The 16,392-nt window shown below is 61.6% G+C and carries 15 protein-coding genes and 1 tRNA gene; 12 read left to right on the forward strand and 4 right to left on the reverse strand.

Annotated features, from left to right (window positions below):
• Positions 1-14 precede the first annotated feature (14 nt).
• Positions 15-91, forward strand: a tRNA-Ile gene (locus BLO80_RS23785).
• Between the two features lie 58 nt (positions 92-149).
• Here BLO80_RS23785 and BLO80_RS23790 read toward each other — a convergent pair.
• Complete coding sequence (locus tag BLO80_RS23790; RefSeq protein WP_092331258.1) at positions 150-1,346, reverse strand: type II toxin-antitoxin system HipA family toxin; 1,197 nt, start codon at positions 1,344-1,346, stop codon at positions 150-152.
• Positions 1,346-1,597, reverse strand: coding sequence for a helix-turn-helix transcriptional regulator (locus tag BLO80_RS23795; RefSeq protein ID WP_170847605.1), 252 nt, complete (start codon positions 1,595-1,597; stop codon positions 1,346-1,348). Before BLO80_RS23795 ends, BLO80_RS23790 begins: the two co-directional genes overlap by 1 nt.
• Positions 1,598-1,929: 332 nt before the next feature.
• Here BLO80_RS23795 and BLO80_RS23800 point away from each other — a divergent pair, with 332 nt between their 5' ends.
• Positions 1,930-4,293 (forward strand): hypothetical protein, encoded by a 2,364-nt coding sequence (locus BLO80_RS23800; RefSeq protein ID WP_256574240.1) that lies wholly within the window; start codon positions 1,930-1,932, stop codon positions 4,291-4,293.
• A 35-nt stretch (positions 4,294-4,328) separates the two neighbouring features.
• A complete protein-coding gene (locus BLO80_RS23805) occupies positions 4,329-4,790 on the forward strand; it encodes an Lrp/AsnC family transcriptional regulator (RefSeq protein WP_092331357.1) in 462 nt (153 codons plus the stop codon).
• A 126-nt stretch (positions 4,791-4,916) separates the two neighbouring features.
• On the opposite strand, the gene BLO80_RS23810 is transcribed toward BLO80_RS23805, so the two are convergent.
• Both BLO80_RS23810 and BLO80_RS23815 read right to left on the reverse strand, forming a co-directional pair.
• The gene (locus tag BLO80_RS23810; protein ID WP_092331261.1) at positions 4,917-5,231 is read right to left on the reverse strand and encodes an XRE family transcriptional regulator; all 315 of its coding nucleotides are present in this window, start codon (positions 5,229-5,231) and stop codon (positions 4,917-4,919) included.
• Positions 5,224-5,589, reverse strand: coding sequence for a type II toxin-antitoxin system RelE/ParE family toxin (locus tag BLO80_RS23815; protein ID WP_092331264.1), 366 nt, complete (start codon positions 5,587-5,589; stop codon positions 5,224-5,226). Before BLO80_RS23815 ends, BLO80_RS23810 begins: the two co-directional genes overlap by 8 nt.
• Positions 5,590-5,948: 359 nt before the next feature.
• Between BLO80_RS23815 and BLO80_RS23820 the strand changes: the two genes are divergently transcribed.
• From BLO80_RS23820 to BLO80_RS23860, 9 genes are all read left to right on the forward strand, one after another.
• Positions 5,949-7,631, forward strand: coding sequence for a flavin monoamine oxidase family protein (locus BLO80_RS23820; RefSeq protein WP_092331266.1), 1,683 nt, complete (start codon positions 5,949-5,951; stop codon positions 7,629-7,631).
• Positions 7,632-7,643: 12 nt separating this feature from the next.
• Complete coding sequence (locus BLO80_RS23825) at positions 7,644-8,438, forward strand: carbon-nitrogen hydrolase family protein (RefSeq protein WP_092331269.1); 795 nt, start codon at positions 7,644-7,646, stop codon at positions 8,436-8,438.
• Positions 8,439-8,500: 62 nt separating this feature from the next.
• Positions 8,501-10,933 (forward strand): pyrroloquinoline quinone biosynthesis protein PqqF, encoded by a 2,433-nt coding sequence (gene pqqF / locus BLO80_RS23830; RefSeq protein ID WP_092331271.1) that lies wholly within the window; start codon positions 8,501-8,503, stop codon positions 10,931-10,933.
• Positions 10,934-11,103: 170 nt separating this feature from the next.
• Positions 11,104-11,178, forward strand: a complete 75-nt coding sequence (gene pqqA, locus BLO80_RS23835; protein WP_003177660.1) for a pyrroloquinoline quinone precursor peptide PqqA — start codon at positions 11,104-11,106, stop codon at positions 11,176-11,178.
• Between the two features lie 80 nt (positions 11,179-11,258).
• Positions 11,259-12,170, forward strand: a complete 912-nt coding sequence (gene pqqB, locus BLO80_RS23840; RefSeq protein WP_092331274.1) for a pyrroloquinoline quinone biosynthesis protein PqqB — start codon at positions 11,259-11,261, stop codon at positions 12,168-12,170.
• Positions 12,171-12,367: 197 nt separating this feature from the next.
• Positions 12,368-13,120: a pyrroloquinoline-quinone synthase PqqC gene (pqqC, locus tag BLO80_RS23845; RefSeq protein WP_060740340.1), complete on the forward strand. Its 753-nt coding sequence runs from the start codon at positions 12,368-12,370 to the stop codon at positions 13,118-13,120.
• Complete coding sequence (gene pqqD / locus BLO80_RS23850) at positions 13,117-13,392, forward strand: pyrroloquinoline quinone biosynthesis peptide chaperone PqqD (protein ID WP_060740339.1); 276 nt, start codon at positions 13,117-13,119, stop codon at positions 13,390-13,392. The genes pqqC and pqqD overlap by 4 nt, the downstream gene beginning before the upstream one ends.
• Positions 13,364-14,533: a pyrroloquinoline quinone biosynthesis protein PqqE gene (gene pqqE / locus BLO80_RS23855; RefSeq protein ID WP_092331276.1), complete on the forward strand. Its 1,170-nt coding sequence runs from the start codon at positions 13,364-13,366 to the stop codon at positions 14,531-14,533. Before pqqD ends, pqqE begins: the two co-directional genes overlap by 29 nt.
• A complete protein-coding gene (locus BLO80_RS23860; protein ID WP_092331279.1) occupies positions 14,499-16,328 on the forward strand; it encodes a S9 family peptidase in 1,830 nt (609 codons plus the stop codon). Before pqqE ends, BLO80_RS23860 begins: the two co-directional genes overlap by 35 nt.
• The last annotated feature ends 64 nt before the right edge of the window (positions 16,329-16,392 follow it).

Raw genomic sequence — 16,392 nt, forward strand, 5'->3', positions numbered from 1 at the left:
CCGCGACCTACTGAGGGCCTATAGCTCAGTTGGTTAGAGCAGAGGACTCATAATCCTTTGGTCCACGGTTCGAGTCCGTGTGGGCCCACCATATGAAAAGCCGCGCATTGCGCGGCTTTTGCGTTCTTGAGCCTGTTGACTCTTGCGCCCTAGGCGAAGGTCTTCATAAACGGCTCTGCACACTGCCTGATGGCTGCGACCACATTCGGCGCCTGTTCACAAAGTTCAGTCGAGCGGGCCAGCACTTGTTCCAGCGCTTGCAACTGTTTGCGGATTACTTCTTCTGGCCGGGCAATATCACATACCCGAGCGAAGTCCAACAGGCCCTGTCGCGAGGCAAATAGCGACTTGTTGCCGACCAGATCAAGGGCCAATACATCTCTTGGAATATAGGCCGTGGTGTTGACGATGTCGTAGGCAGGCGCCAACCGCGCGTCGCGCTGGGTAGGGTCGGAATAGAGCAGCCCGAAGTTCTTCAGATGGGCATCACCATTGCCGACGATGCAGCTTAAGGCCACGATGGCAAATAAATGGCCCAGGGAGTCCAGCACTTGCTCGGACGGGCAGAACAGACGGATGGCTTTGGCAATAGCTGAATAGCTCTTGCTGTACTTTTGCCCCGCAGCAAGCCCCATCAATGCGGCCATGTCCTCGAAGCCGATGGGGTTGAGCTGCTCGTCTCGATCGAAGCGACGCATAACGAACAGCTTGGAATTATCGGAAAGGTAGAACTCCGGCACCTTTATCCCGGCCTCCCTGGCTACAGACATGCAGAGGAACTCATTGATCGCCAGCCCCGGAAATTCGTCCCGGCCGCTCTTGATAATCAGGTCGGAGGTTTTCGAGGTAAACCGTTGCGCAGCACCATCCTGACGCTCTGGAACGAGCACCTTGGGCTGCACGCCCGATATCCCGGCACGCAGAATGTAACGATCCACTAAGTCGGCAAAAATGTCCTGCGCACCATCCCAGGCCAGGATTTCCTCCAGCCGTTCTCCAGGAAATTGTTGGCGTAGTAGAAGCGCATCGACCTCCGGTGAACTCACCTCCACCCGCCCGATAGGCGAGCTACTGCCAGACAGTGCAAGCAGCAGCATGGGGTCGACGTTCGTCACCTTGGCCAGACGGTTTCGTAGCTGCTCCAAGACGTAACCTTCGGGCAGATTCATCTGGAAGATCGGGTGCAGCTCTCGATGACGGTATTCATCCAAGCGCACAGGCATCAATAAACTGATTGCCGCCTGTGCATCAGCATCTTCGCGATAACGAAACAGGTAGTCTCCAGCGCTGGAGAGGATCCTCCCGCTATCACCTTCAGGCGTTGCTACCCGCAGCAAGGTCGTCATCAGTCGAACACTCCCTGGATTTCCTCAAGCGTAGGCATCGCAGCCGGTACCACGGCGAACTCACAATCCAGGGCCCCCAGGACTCGTGCATAGGCAAGCATCCCAACCGACGGGTCACCCTTTTCGATGGCAATGACCTTCTGCCGAGTAACGCCTGCCAAGGTAGCGAGATTGGCCTGGGTCAGGCCGCGATTGAGGCGGCGCTTGCGAACCTGCTCGCCCAGACGCACGATGATGAGGGAATAATCCATGTTATGTATACAAGACAAAAAAGATTATATGTAACGTATACCTAACCTTCAAAAGAATCAAAGCGGATATGCCCTCGAAGTCAACGTGCTTACCTTTCACCGGAACATCCGTCCCGAATCGACTTCAAAAGCTCGCCGTTGTTTGACCGCGATAGCAACTTTGGCCACTGGCCGCTCCCTTTCCTTGTTCCTCGACTCACCTGGAAGTAATACTCTGGGAAATTAATGACGGGCGATGCCCGTTCAACCCTCTCAAGCGAGATTCCATCATCGCCAGCCCCAGCCTCTCCCGACTGTTTCTTGAACTGTTCTGGCAACTCGGCATCCTGCTGGTGCCGGCTTTTTTCGTCACCATATTGCCGCCTCCATTGGCTTTGTTGGTGGTGTTGTTCTTCGGCCTGCTGATGGGGCTTGCCGCGCGATTCGGCTTTTTGTCGGCCGGGCGAGTCTGTGGCAGGTTGATCGTCGGCGCCGTGTTCGGCCTGGGTTTCAGTGTGGGTCGGGCCTTGCCTGAGTGGTGGGGCATCCTGGCGGCCATCGCCAGCATTGGCGGTGGGCTGGCGTGTGTCAGCACTTGGGAGCGGCGTCTGGGCTTGGCGCCCGTTTCCGGCAAAGGCGCCAGTGCCTGGGGTGGAAGCGAGCCGCAACTGACGCCTGAAGGCGAACCGATCAGGGTGTTCAACCACAGTGAAATCGCCATGGGCGGCCCCACTTATTGCGACTACCTGTTTCCCGATGGCGTACTCCTGCAAGGCCTTGGTTCTTCGTCACTGTTCTCCCGCGACGGACGCTATTTTGCGGCGACCGTACCGTCCCGGCAGAACTGGGGGCTGGTCGTCCTCGACCGTCAACAGCGCCAGGTGTACCGCTGTGCCGACAGCGAACTCTGGGAGTTGGACGCTTTTGATCTCGGCGTGTTGAGCGGTCGCCATAGCCCACTGGTGGACGACAGCGTTCGCGAAATCCGACTGGATGAGCTGTTCCAGACGGCCAGCGTTACCCACTTGGTCCCCTTCGCCGACCTATGGCTGGACTCCGAGTGGCATCCCGAGCAGGTTCAACCTACCTTCGAGCGGCATTCTGCGGACGGCCAGCACTGCCTGCGGGGCGAGATTGCCTTGCCCGCGACATTTCGCGACCTGGCCCAGCCGCTGGAACCGCTGGCTTCACCGCGCTACGCCATCAGCGTCAACGGGCAACCGGCCGGCCTGTTGATGGCGGCCGATGCGCCGTTGGTATGGAGCAACGATCAACGCGCCCTGGTGTGCCTGGCCCAGGAACAAACCCCTCATGCGGACGGCGACCAGTATTGGCTGTGGCAGCTCGACCTGGGCTGGCGCGCCCTGCCCTCGCCTTGGGTGAAGAGCGAAGCAGAACCGTCCTTCTATTGGCACGAGTTGCTGGGGCTCGACGCAAACCATGTGCAGATCGGCTCGTACCTTGACTATCCGCGACCGGGCTCCGGGCGTTATGGCTACCGCTTGGACAGCATCCACGGCGACACCGAGACCCAGGTCGGTCACGACGCCCAAGGTCGCGCGCAGGTGGGCGAATTCGCGCTGACCCGCATGACCATTGCGATGCCGCTGGACAGCCAAGGCCAGCGCGGCGATTCATTCATCGAAACGCAGCCGATGCAGGACGGGGTGCGCGCACGGCTGACCTGGCTTGGCGATAATCCCGACGGACTGGGCGGTTATCGCTGTCAGATCGGCGACTGGCAGTTGCCTGGCCGCTGGTTGTTGGATCATCGGGTCTCCGATTGCGGGCGTTACCTGGCCCTGCTGCCCTTCGACGGTGCCACGACGGTCGCGACCCACGGGATGGTTGCCGATCTGAAGGAGCGACAGCTGCTGCAGGGGCCCGCGATGTGGGTCGCTCGCCTGCTCGATTTCCGCGCGGGCCGGCTGAGCCTGGCGGTGGTGGCCGGCCGTCTTGATCAAGACCTGGAGAGCAGCGCGCTGCAACGCTTCAATGTCCCAGCGCCACAGGTCGGTAGCGCCCCTTCATTCTTTCAGCCCGACGAGCGATCCCGGCTGTTCTACGCCACCGTGGAACTGCAGGTGAGGGATTCGCAACTGCACAGAATGCCCCCCTGGCGCTTGGTGGATCGCCCGCAAGTCGCCAATGCCGAAGGAGACTTCATCCTGCCCGCCCCCAACCAGCAGGATGCGGCCTGGTTGTTCGGCAGCGAGACGGAATATGCCGACAGCTGGGTGCGGGCGCAGACGCCTCGGCTTGGCGGCTACCTGCTGACCGCATCAGGCTGCGCGTTGAGCGACCTGGCACCCTCGATGATCTGGTCGGCGGATGGTCGCTATCTGGCCCTTACCTGTATGGCTACCGACGTGACCGAGCTGTGTGGCAGCTATCGAGGCTGGCAATTGCTGCTGCTGGATGTCCAGGCGCACACGTTGCGAGTGCATCCGCAATGGCTGGGCAACCGCCCCCTGCTTGAAGGTTTCGACGACGATCAAGTGCGCGTGCGCTGTTTTGAACGCGATTGGGAAGCTGAGGACAATGACGACCCAGGTTCGGTGCAGTCACTGCCTCTGACCCTTTTGCTGCAAGCGCCCGCTGAACAGCTGGTATGCCAGGACGGTTTCTGGCTAAGGTCCTCGCAAGTACACCTGGCCCCCGCCTGGCGAGCGCTGGCCTTACCCGCCATTGGCTATTTCGAACGCGAGAGCCTGTAACATGCTCGTCACCGATGTCCACGCCGGAGCCCACCTTGCCTGACACCCGCCCTACCGTCCTCGACGAAATCGACCGCCAACTGATCGCGGCCCTGCAAATCAATGCCCGGGAAAGCGTCGCCATGCTGGCCCGGCAGTTGGGTATCGCCCGGACAACCGTCACGTCGCGCTTGGCGCGCCTGGAAAAGACCAAGGTGATTACCGGATATGGCGTGCGCCTGGGCCAACGGGTGATTGACGGCGGCTTGCAGGCTTACGTTGGCATCAAGGTCCAGCCGCGCTCCGGCAAGGACGTGCTGCGACGCTTGAGCGCCATGGCCCAAGTCCAGCAACTGTGCGCGGTCAGCGGTGAGTTCGACTACGTCGCCTGGCTGCGCACCGATTCACCGGAACAATTGGACCAGTTGCTGGACCAGATCGGCAGCGTGGACGGTGTGGAGAAGACCACCACCTCGATCATCCTCAGCAGCAAGATCGATCGAGGGCAGCCGGTCTAGCGCTTATACATGCGACTTACCTTGTGGGAGCGAGCTTGCTCGCGATAGCGGTCTGTCAGTCCATGAAAGTGCTGACTGAACCGGCGCTATCGCGAGCAAGCTCGCTCCCACAGGGAATATCGCCAGTTACGCTGTTGGATGGGAGAAATTTTCGATCCTGACCTGCCCCTCTGGAAAGGTCGCGATAATCTCCAATTCCCCCCCCATGGCCCGGATGTAATTTCGCAACGTGCTGATGTACATATCCGTCCGGCGCTCCATTTTCGAGACTGCCGCCTGGTTGATATGCAGTGCCTTGGCCAAGGCCTCCTGGCTCAACTCCTGCGCCTGGCGCAACTCGTGCAACGGCATTTCTGCACGCAAGGTCTGATACAAAGCCTGTGCACGAGCCTGGGAGTCAGGCGACCGACGCGCCATCAAGTCGGAAAATTTCTTAGCCATTGTCAAAGCCCTCTCTCTTCAATACTTCCAAATGCTCGTCATAGAGGCATTCGGCCAAAGGCACATATTCCTGATACCAACGGCCCTGGCCGGTTTTGTCTCCCCCGATCAGCAGGATGGCGCAGCGGCGGGGATCAAATGCATAGAGCACACGATAAGGCCTACCTGCGTGTTGCACTCGTAACTCACGAAGGTTGCCATGACGCGAACCTTTGATATCACTGGTGTGAGGAAAGCCCAGATACGGCCCGGTGTCGCCGAGCAGCATTACCGAGGCCTGTACAGAGTCTTGCTCTGACTCACAGAGACGGTCCCACCACATCTCAAATTCGTCGGTATATTCAACGTCCCATTTCATTCAAATATGCCACCCAGGCTATATAACCTCAAGGGAATAACCATAGGAGTTTGGGCGGGTATCTGCTCCTGTTGACCGCGCTAGCAATTGTTAAGGAGAGTTTCTGTGGGAGCTTGCTCGCGATAGCGGTCTGTCAGTCCATAAAAGTGCTGACTGAACCGACGCTATCGCGAGCAAGCTCGCTCCCATATGGAACAGTGTTCGTCATTATGACTGCATGAAATATCAAAATGACTGAATTACACTCAAAACGACGACATATTGTGTCTTATTAACGTGTTCTACCCTCCCTAGAATGGCTGGCATCTTTCCTATACTCAGACGCGAGCACCGCGTCGAGTCGTCCATCAAGGTCCGCCATGAACAAGAGCAATCGCCACCCAGCAGACGGTAAGAAGCCCATCACCATTTTCGGGCCGGACTTTCCTTTCGCCTTTGACGACTGGATCGAACATCCGGCGGGCCTGGGCAGTATTCCCGCCTACAACCACGGTACGGAAGTGGCGATTGTCGGTGCCGGGATCGCCGGCCTGGTGGCGGCATACGAGCTGATGAAGCTGGGGCTCAAGCCCGTGGTCTACGAGGCGTCGAAAATGGGCGGACGCCTGCGCTCACAGGCGTTCAACGGCGCCGAAGGGGTGATTGCCGAGCTGGGCGGCATGCGTTTTCCAGTGTCATCCACCGCGTTCTACCATTACGTCGACAAACTGGGCCTGGAAACCAAACCCTTTCCCAACCCGCTGACCCCGGCGTCCGGCAGCACGGTCATCGACCTGGAAGGCCAGACCTATTACGCACAGAAACTGGCGGACCTGCCCGCACTGTTCCAGGAAGTCGCCGACGCCTGGGCCGATGCGCTGGAGGATGGTTCGCGCTTCGGCGACATCCAGCAGGCGATCCGCGACCGCGACGTGCCACGCCTCAAGGAACTGTGGAACACCTTGGTGCCGCTGTGGGACGACCGCACCTTCTACGACTTCGTCGCCACTTCCAAGGCGTTCGCCAAGCTCTCGTTCCAGCACCGCGAAGTGTTCGGCCAGGTCGGTTTCGGCACGGGCGGCTGGGATTCGGACTTCCCCAATTCGATGCTGGAAATCTTCCGCGTCGTGATGACCAACTGCGACGACCATCAGCACCTGGTGGTCGGCGGCGTCGAGCAGGTGCCCCACGGCATCTGGAATCACGTGCCCGAACGCTGTGCGCACTGGCCGGAAGGTACCAGCCTGAATTCGCTGCACCTGGGCGCCCCACGCAGCGGCGTGAAGCGCATTGCCCGTGCGGCCGACGGCCGGTTCAGCGTGACGGACGTGTGGGAAAACACCCGCGAATACGCCGCCGTGCTGGTCACGTGCCAGAGCTGGTTGCTGACCACCCAGATCGAATGTGAAGAAGCACTGTTCTCGCAAAAAATGTGGATGGCCCTGGACCGCACCCGCTACATGCAATCGTCGAAGACCTTCGTGATGGTCGACCGACCGTTCTGGAAGGACAAGGACCCGGAAACCGGGCGCGACCTGATGAGCATGACCCTGACTGACCGCCTGACCCGTGGCACCTACCTGTTCGACAACGGCGATGACAAGCCAGGAGTGATTTGCCTGTCGTACTCCTGGATGAGCGATGCGCTGAAAATGCTCCCGCATCCGGTGGAAAAACGCGTGAAGCTGGCCCTCGATGCCCTGAAGAAGATCTACCCCAAGGTGGACATCGCCGCACGGATCATTGGCGATCCGATCACCGTGTCCTGGGAAGCCGACCCGCACTTCCTCGGTGCCTTCAAGGGCGCCCTGCCTGGCCACTATCGCTACAACCAGCGCATGTACGCGCATTTCATGCAAGACGACATGCCGGCCGAACAACGCGGGATCTTTATCGCCGGCGATGACGTCTCATGGACACCCGCCTGGGTCGAAGGCGCGGTACAGACCTCACTCAATGCCGTGTGGGGCATCATGAAGCACTTCGGCGGTGAAACTCACGCCGAGAACCCGGGTCCAGGTGATGTGTTCCATGAGATCGGTCCGATCGCCCTGCCTGAATAAAAGGAGTTTTCGATGCGCGTAGCCCTCTACCAATGTCCACCGCTGCCACTGGATCCGGCCGGCAACCTGCACCGCCTGCACCAGGTGGCGCTGGAAGCCAGGGGCGCCGATGTGCTGGTGCTGCCGGAGATGTTCATGACCGGCTACAACATCGGCGTCGATGCGGTGAATGTACTGGCCGAGGTCTACAACGGCGAATGGGCGCAGCAGATCGGGCGCATCGCCAAGGCAGCCAACCTGGCGATTGTCTATGGCTACCCGGAACGTGACGAAGACGGGCAGATCTACAACGCGGTGCAACTGATCGACGCCCAGGGCGAGCGCCTGGCCAACTACCGCAAAAGCCACCTGTTCGGCGACCTTGATCACGCCATGTTCAGCGCCGGCGACGCCGCGCTGCCCATCGTCGAGCTCAACGGCTGGAAGCTCGGCCTGCTGATCTGCTACGACCTGGAATTCCCGGAAAACGCCCGACGCCTGGCCCTGGCCGGCGCCGAGCTGATCCTGGTGCCAACCGCCAACATGCAACCCTACGAGTTCATCGCCGACGTCACCGTGCGCGCCCGGGCCATCGAGAACCAGTGTTTCGTGGCGTACGCCAACTACTGCGGCCATGAAGCTGAATTGCAGTATTGCGGCCAAAGCAGCATCGCCGCACCGAATGGCAGTCGCCCGGCGCTGGCGGGGCTGGACGAGGCCTTGATCGTCGGCGAACTGGACCGACAACTGCTGGACGACTCCCGCGCGGCCTACAACTACCTGCACGATCGCCGCCCCGAGCTTTACGACGCCCTGCACAAACACTGATTGAGGATTGAGAAAGGGCCCTGATCCGCTAGCATGGGCGCATCCTTGTTCTGGAAGCGCCCATGCCGGTCCCCGATTCCCTCCGCCCCCACACTGAAACCCTGGCCAACGGCTTGCGGGTCACATTGCGTCATGTCCCGGGCCTCAAGCGCAGCGCCGCGGTACTGCGCGTCGCCGCAGGCAGTCATGACGCCCCCCTGGCCTGGCCGGGCATGGCGCACTTGCTCGAACATCTGTTTTTCCTCGGTACCGAACGGTTTCCCGCCGGGGAGAATCTGATGGCCTACGTGCAGCGGCACGGCGGTCAGGTCAATGCGCGCACCAGTGAACGCACCACGGATTTTTTCTTCGAACTCCCTCCCGCAACCTTCGCCGACGGGCTGGAACGGCTGTGGGACATGCTCGCCCAGCCACGCCTGGACGAAGCTGATCAGTTGCGGGAGCGGGAAGTGTTGCACGCGGAGTTCATCGCCTGGTCCCAGGATGCGGCCGCCCAACGGCAGCTTGCCTTGTATGGCGGCGTGTCAGCGTCCCATCCACTGCGGGGTTTTCACGCCGGCAATCGCGACAGCCTCGCCGTGGAGCACGCCGAATTCCAAAGCGCATTGCACGACTTCTATCGCCGCTTTTACCAGAGCGGCCAGATGACGTTGAGCTTGGTCGGCCCACAAAGCATCGACGCCTTGAAAGCGCTGGCGGAACGGTTCGGCAGCCATGTATCGGCCGGTGAAGCGGTCGTTGGATCGTCGCCGCCAAGGCTGCTGGCATCGGCCCAGACGCATTATCGACAGGCCCGGAAGGGTAGTCTCGACCTGTTGTTCGCCTTCGAAGCGTTGCCCGCCGCCTCCCCTCAAGCCCTGGACTTTCTCTGTACGTGGCTGAACTCCAGCAAACCGGGCGGCCTGCTCGCCACGTTGCGTCAGCGCGGCCTGGCGGACAGCCTCAAGGCCACTGCGCTGTATGAGTTTGCCGGACAAGGGCTGCTGCACATCGAATTCAAGCACGGCAACGCTCAGGCAGCGGCGCAAATCCAGCCGTTGCTGCACGACTGGTTGGGATTCTTTGCCGCCCAGGATGACTGGGCGCCGTTGCGCCAGGAGTTCGCCGCATTGTTGCAGCGACGGCAGGAGACAGGATCGGCCTTGCAGTTGGCCCGCTGGGATTGTGAAGGACGTGGCACGCCGCTGCTGGCAAACGACCTCGTGAGGCTCCGGGAAATCCTCAGGCAACTGCACCCCGCCGATAACGTCGTGGAACCCTGGCAACTGCCCGCGCCCAATCCGTTCCTGCAAACAGCAAGCGAAGCGCCTCGCGCCGGGCTGATACGCGGCCAGACCAGCGCCCACCGCGGTTTGCGAACCTTCGCCCAGGATCGCTCCCGGGGCCGGCGGGAACGCTCGCCCATGCAATTCAGCCAGGCGCTGCCAGACAACGGTCGTGAAGGCGCGGTGTACCTGCGTTGGCAACTGACGACCCAGGCACCGCCCGACGTTCAATCCAGGCTCGACCGGCACCTGCAAGATGTGCGCGAAGAGGCTCGGCAGGCCGGCGTGGACGTCAGTTTCGAAGCCTGCGCCCATCAATGGCTGTTGAAACTGGTCGGCTTGCAGGCACCGCTGCCGTTGGTGCTCGAACACGTTCTGGCGAAGCTTGCCCAACCAATGCCAATGGCCCAGGCCGGTGACGAAACGCCGTCGATGCCGATTCGACAGCTGTTGAAGGCGCTGCCGGATCATTGCCGGCAAACATCAACGTTGCCAATGCCCGACAGCGATCGAAGCGTGTGGACAACGGCCCGCTGGGACGGGCTGTCCATCGGTCTGTCGGCCGCCACCCAAGGGGCGCTTGGCCCGGTGCTGGCCCGCGTGCAGGGCATTGCCGGCGAGGACGTCAGCCTGGCGACGGCGTCACGCGGGCAACGCGTCTGGCATAGCCTACAGACCCACGGTGAAGAATCGGCCGTGTTGCTGTTTTGCCCGACCGCCACCTCGGCGCTGGCCGACGAAGCCGCCTGGCGATGGCTGGCACAGCTGTGCCAGACGCCGTTCTACCAGCGCCTGCGCGTCGAGTTGCAGGTGGGTTATGCGGTGTTCAGCGGGTTGAAGCAGGTCGATGGGCAAACCGGGGTGTTGTTCGGCGTCCAATCGCCCAGCCTCTCGGTGGCGGAACTGATCGCCCACCTCGAGCAATTCCTGGCCGGGTTACCGGCGCTGATCCAGCAGCTTGATGATGCGTCCCTTGGCCGTCAGCAGCAGGCACTCGCCGCCCAACTCCAGAGCGGTGCCCTGCCCTTCGCCCACGCCGCCGAATTGCTCTGGCAGGGCAAGCTGGCCGGCCGTCCGTCGGATTATCTTGAGCAACTGTCCGCTGCCATCCTGTGCCTGGAACGCGCCCAGCTCGAGGTTGCCGCCCAGGGTTTGCTCGATGCGCAAGGGGGATGGCATTGCCTGAGCAACGGCGCTTGCCCGTCAGGACACTGGCAAGCGGCGCAGTGATCATTGCAGGTGCTGTAACGAGCTTTCTTCGAGAATCCCGGCGAACGAATTTGTCAGATTTAGTAACATAGGCGCCTAAGCATCTGAACATCTCCGAACGGAGGTGGACTATATGTATAAGTCTTCACCGTTCCATCGAACCAAAGCCCACCCACCAAAGGAGTATTCCCATGTCCTGGTCCAAACCCGCATATATCGACCTGCGTATCGGTTTCGAAGTCACCATGTACTTCGCCAGCCGCTGATTGCTGCAGGCGATTAAGCACGCAGCACTACGCCTCGGCCAGCCGAGGCGTTTTTATTTCGGTTTGCAGATGGAGCAGCCATGTTCGTCCAGATTCTAGGTTCCGCCGCCGGTGGCGGTTTCCCCCAGTGGAACTGCAACTGCGCCAACTGCGCAGGTTTTCGCAACGGCAGCCTGCGGGCCCAGGCGCGTACCCAGTCGTCCATCGCCCTGTCCGATGACGGCGTGAACTGGGTGCTGTGCAACGCCTCCCCGGACATTCGCGCCCAGCTCCAGGGCTTCGCCCCGATGCAGCCTGGCCGGGCCCTGCGCGACACCGGCATTGGCGCGATCATCCTGATGGACAGCCAGATCGACCACACCACCGGCCTGCTTAGCCTGCGCGAAGGTTGCCCGCATCAAATCTGGTGCACCGACATGGTTCATGAAGACCTGAGCACGGGCTTCCCACTGTTCAACATGTTGACCCACTGGAACGGCGGGCTGAGCTGGAATCGCATCGAGCTCGACCAGAGCTTCACCATCGCCGCCTGCCCGAACCTGCGCTTCACCCCGCTGCCCCTGCGCAGTGCCGCACCGCCCTATTCGCCCCATCGCTTCGACCCGCACCCGGGCGATAACATAGGGCTGATCGTCGAAGACCTGCGCTCAGGCGGCAAGCTGTTCTATGCCCCGGGCCTGGGCAAGGTCGACGAGTCGTTGTTGGCGATCATGGCCGGCAGCGACTGCTTGCTGGTGGACGGCACAATGTGGGACGACGATGAAATGCAGCGCCGTGGCGTTGGCACCCGCACCGGCCGGGAAATGGGCCACCTGGCCCAGAACGGCCCCGGCGGCATGCTGGAAGTGCTGGAGCGACTGCCCGAGCAGCGCAAGGTCCTTATCCATATCAACAACACCAACCCGATCCTGGACGAAGATTCGCCCGAACGGGCCGAGCTTGTACGTCGAAAGATTGAAGTGGCCTACGACGGAATGAGTATTGAGTTGTAGGAAGGTCGGTACCAATGTGGGACGACAGTCAACGCTTGTGCTGGCTGACAGGACGCCTTCGCGAGCAAGCCCGCTCCCACAGAGGCTGAGTAACTCGATATTTCATACACCGCAAAATCAATGTGGGAGCGGGCTTGCTCGCGAAGAGGCCAGACCAGGCACCCCAACCGCCAGCGGTTATTCCCCCGGAGACCGAAATGACTGACACCCCCCTGTCCCCCGCCGAGTTCGAAGCGGCCCTGCGTGCCAAAGGCGCGTATTACCACATCCATCACCCCTATCACGTGGCGATGTATGAAGGCCGTGCCACTCGCGAGCAGATCCAGGGCTGGGTCGCGAACCGTTTCTACTATCAAGTGAACATCCCGCTCAAGGACGCCGCGATCCTGGCCAACTGCCCGGACCGGGAAATCCGTCGCGAGTGGATCCAGCGCCTGCTCGACCATGACGGCGCGCCCGGCGAAGACGGCGGCATCGAAGCCTGGCTGCGGCTGGGCCAGGCGGTGGGCCTGGACCCCGACCAGCTGCGTTCCCAGGAACTGGTGTTGCCAGGGGTACGCTTCGCGGTGGACGCCTACGTCAATTTCGCCCGCCGGGCCAGTTGGCAAGAGGCCGCCAGCAGCTCGCTGACCGAACTGTTCGCCCCGCAGATCCACCAGTCGCGCCTGGACAGTTGGCCGCAGCATTACCCGTGGATCGACCCGGCCGGCTATGAATACTTCCGCACCCGCCTGGGCCAGGCCCGGCGCGATGTGGAGCATGGCTTGGCGATCACCTTGCAGCACTACACCACCCGCGCCGGGCAGGAACGCATGTTGGAGATTCTCCAGTTCAAGCTGGACATTCTCTGGAGCATGCTCGATGCCATGAGCATGGCCTACGAATTGAACCGCCCGCCCTATCACAGCGTGACCGACCAACGGGTTTGGCACAAAGGAATTACCTTATGAGTTTCGACCGCAGCCAAACCCCGCGCTGGCGCCCCGGCTATCGTTTCCAGTACGAACCGGCCCAGAAAGGCCACGTGCTGCTCTATCCTGAAGGCATGATCAAGTTGAACGACAGCGCTGCGCTGATCGGCGGCCTGATCGACGGCGAACGGGATGTCGCGGCCATCATCGACGAGTTGGCCAAGCAGTTTCCCGACGTGCCGGAACTTGGTGACGACATCGAGCAATTCATGGAGGTCGCCCGTGCACAGCACTGGATCGAACTTGCCTGACACCCGTGCCCTGCCGCCCAGGCCGGAAGTCGGCCTGCCGCTGTGGCTGCTGGCGGAGCTGACCTATCGGTGCCCATTGCAATGCCCGTACTGCTCCAACCCGTTGGACTTCGCCGAGCAGGGCAAGGAGCTGAGCACCGAGCAGTGGTTCAAGGTCTTTCGCGAAGCCCGGGAAATGGGCGCCGCGCAGTTGGGTTTTTCCGGTGGCGAGCCGCTGGTGCGCCAGGACCTGGCCGAACTGATCGGTGAAGCGCGCAGGCTGGGTTTCTATACCAACCTGATCACCTCCGGCATCGGCTTGACCGAACAGAAAATCAGCGACTTCAAGAAGGCCGGGCTGGACCATATCCAGATCAGTTTCCAGGCCAGCGACGAGCAGGTGAACAACCTCCTGGCCGGCTCGAAGAAAGCCTTCGCGCAAAAACTGGAAATGGCCCGGGCGGTGAAGGCCCACGGCTATCCGATGGTGCTGAACTTCGTGACCCACCGGCACAACATCGACAAGATCGACCGCATCATCGAGCTGTGCATCGCCCTGGAAGCCGACTTCGTCGAACTCGCCACCTGCCAGTTCTACGGCTGGGCGCAATTGAACCGCGTCGGCCTGCTGCCTACCCGGGAGCAACTGGTACGCGCCGAGCGCATCACCAATGAATATCGCGCCAAGCTGGAAGCGGAAGGCAATCCGTGCAAGTTGATCTTTGTCACGCCGGACTACTATGAAGAACGACCCAAGGGCTGCATGAACGGCTGGGGCAGCATTTTCCTCACCGTCACGCCGGACGGCACGGCATTGCCTTGTCACGGTGCCCGACAGCTGCCGGTGCAGTTTCCCAATGTGCGCGACCACAGCATGCAGCACATCTGGTACGACTCGTTCGGCTTCAACCGTTTCCGCGGTTATGACTGGATGCCCGAACCGTGCCGCTCCTGCGATGAAAAGGAAAAGGACTTCGGCGGCTGCCGCTGCCAGGCGTTCATGCTCACGGGGGACGCCAGCAACGCCGACCCGGTGTGCAGCAAATCCGAACATCACGGAATAATCCTGCAAGCTCGCGAAGACGCCGAGCACGCCACGCAAACCATTGAGCAACTGGCCTTTCGCAATGAACGAAACTCGCGCCTCATCGCCAAAGGCTGAGCCTTTCAGCGCCGCCCAGGCCGTTGCCGCCGGCACCGACTTCGCCGAACTGCAGGTCGGGCCCTTGGGCTTGTTCTGGAATGAATACCGCCCTGCGGACGGCGCCTGCCGGATCTGGCATTGGCAAGATACCGAGGCTCGCTGTTTGACGCCGGACGGCTTCAGCGCGCGCAGCCGGGTCTATGAATACGGCGGCGGGTCGTTCTGCCTGAGCCATGACGGCGTGCTGTTCGTCAATGAGACCGACCAGCAGTTGTACCACCAGTCGCTGAGCGACGGGCAGCCCGTGGCGCTGACCTCCGGTGAGTGCCGCTACGGGGACCTTGGCTTTGCCGACGGCCAGGTGTTGGCGGTGGAAGAACAAGCCAACCAGCATCGCCTGGTGTCGATCGGGTTGGCGGATCGTCAGCGGCATCTACTGGCTGAAGGCGCCGATTTCTACGCTTCGCCGACCCTGAGCCCGGACGGCCAGCGGCTCGCCTGGGTTGAGTGGAGCCGTCCGCATCAACCTTGGACCGCCACGCGGTTGATGTTGGCCGAACGCAATGCTTCGGGTTGGAGCGAGCCACGCTGCGTGGCCGGCGACGGTCAGCAAGCGTCCATTCAGCAACCGCGCTTCGACGCGGCCAGTCGCCTTTATTGCCTGAGTGATCGCGGTGGTTATTGGCAGCCCTGGAGGGAGTCGGCCCAAGGCCTGGAACCACTGCCCGCCGCCGAAGCCGATCACGCCCCGGCGCCATGGCAACTGGGTGGCTGTACCTGGCTGCCGCTGGATGAACACACGTACCTGGCGAGTTGGACCGAAGCGGGCTTCGGGCGCCTGGGCCTGTGTCGCGGTGACGACGCCAGCGAGGACTTTACCGGCACCTATACCCGCTTTCGCAGCCTGGCGCTGGATGAGCGGTTCATCTATGCCATTGCCGCCTCGCCGACCGGCCCGTCGGCGGTCATTGCCATCGAACGGCATAGTCATGAAGTCGCGGTGCTGGCCGGTGGCGTCGCGCCATTGCCCGCCGAACAGATCAGCCGTCCTCGAACCCTGTGTTATCCATCCGGGTCAGGCGAGGCCCACGGGTTCTTTTACCCGGCCATGAATGTACAGGCGAAGCCGCCCCTGGTGGTGTTCATTCACGGCGGCCCCACCTCGGCCAGTTATCCCCAGTTCGATCCGCGTATCCAGTATTGGACCCAGCGTGGCTTTGCCGTTGCCGATCTCAATTACCGCGGCAGCAGCGGCTATGGCCGGGCCTATCGGCAGGCATTGCATTTGAACTGGGGCGTGGTGGATGTCGAGGATGCCTGCGCGGTGGTTGCCTACCTGAATGAACAAGGCCTGATCGATGGCCGTCATGCATTCATCCGGGGTGGCAGTGCCGGTGGCTACACGACCCTCTGCGCCTTGGCGTTCCATGACGTCTTCCGTGCCGGCGCCAGCCTCTATGGCGTGAGCGACCCTGTCGCCCTCGGCCGGGCCACGCACAAGTTCGAAGGTGATTATCTGGACTGGCTGATCGGCGATCCGCAACAGGACGTCGAACGCTACCGCGCCCGCACCCCGTTGCTGCACGCCGGGAACATCCGTGTGCCAGTGATCTTTTTCCAGGGTGAACTGGACGCGGTGGTGGTCCCGCAGCAGACCCGCGACATGGTCAGTGCCTTACAGGCCAATGGCGTGGCCGTCGAGGCGCACTACTACCCGGATGAGCGCCATGGCTTTCGCAAGGCCGCGAACCAAGCGCATGCGCTGGAGCATGAGTGGTTGTTCTATCGCAGGGTGGTGGAGGGCGATCGGTAGGGAGCCAAACACACTGTGGGAGCGAGCTTGCTCGCGATGGCAGTAGTCCAGTCGACATTTCCGT

The organism is Pseudomonas sp. NFACC56-3 (genome assembly GCF_900100025.1).
In the GTDB taxonomy this organism is placed as follows: domain Bacteria; phylum Pseudomonadota; class Gammaproteobacteria; order Pseudomonadales; family Pseudomonadaceae; genus Aquipseudomonas; species Aquipseudomonas fluorescens_AA.

Excerpts from the sequence above, each read along its gene's own strand:
- BLO80_RS23790 (WP_092331258.1), bottom strand. The coding sequence starts at position 1,346 with ATGACGACCTTGCTGCGGGTAGCAACGCCTGAAGGTGATAGCGGGAGG.
- BLO80_RS23795 (WP_170847605.1), bottom strand. The coding sequence starts at position 1,597 with ATGGATTATTCCCTCATCATCGTGCGTCTGGGCGAGCAGGTTCGCAAG.
- BLO80_RS23810 (WP_092331261.1), bottom strand. The coding sequence starts at position 5,231 with ATGGCTAAGAAATTTTCCGACTTGATGGCGCGTCGGTCGCCTGACTCC.
- BLO80_RS23815 (WP_092331264.1), bottom strand. The coding sequence starts at position 5,589 with ATGAAATGGGACGTTGAATATACCGACGAATTTGAGATGTGGTGGGAC.
- BLO80_RS23820 (WP_092331266.1), top strand. The coding sequence starts at position 5,949 with ATGAACAAGAGCAATCGCCACCCAGCAGACGGTAAGAAGCCCATCACC.
- BLO80_RS23825 (WP_092331269.1), top strand. The coding sequence starts at position 7,644 with ATGCGCGTAGCCCTCTACCAATGTCCACCGCTGCCACTGGATCCGGCC.
- pqqF (WP_092331271.1), top strand. The coding sequence starts at position 8,501 with ATGCCGGTCCCCGATTCCCTCCGCCCCCACACTGAAACCCTGGCCAAC.
- pqqB (WP_092331274.1), top strand. The coding sequence starts at position 11,259 with ATGTTCGTCCAGATTCTAGGTTCCGCCGCCGGTGGCGGTTTCCCCCAG.
- pqqC (WP_060740340.1), top strand. The coding sequence starts at position 12,368 with ATGACTGACACCCCCCTGTCCCCCGCCGAGTTCGAAGCGGCCCTGCGT.
- pqqD (WP_060740339.1), top strand. The coding sequence starts at position 13,117 with ATGAGTTTCGACCGCAGCCAAACCCCGCGCTGGCGCCCCGGCTATCGT.
- BLO80_RS23860 (WP_092331279.1), top strand. The coding sequence starts at position 14,499 with ATGAACGAAACTCGCGCCTCATCGCCAAAGGCTGAGCCTTTCAGCGCC.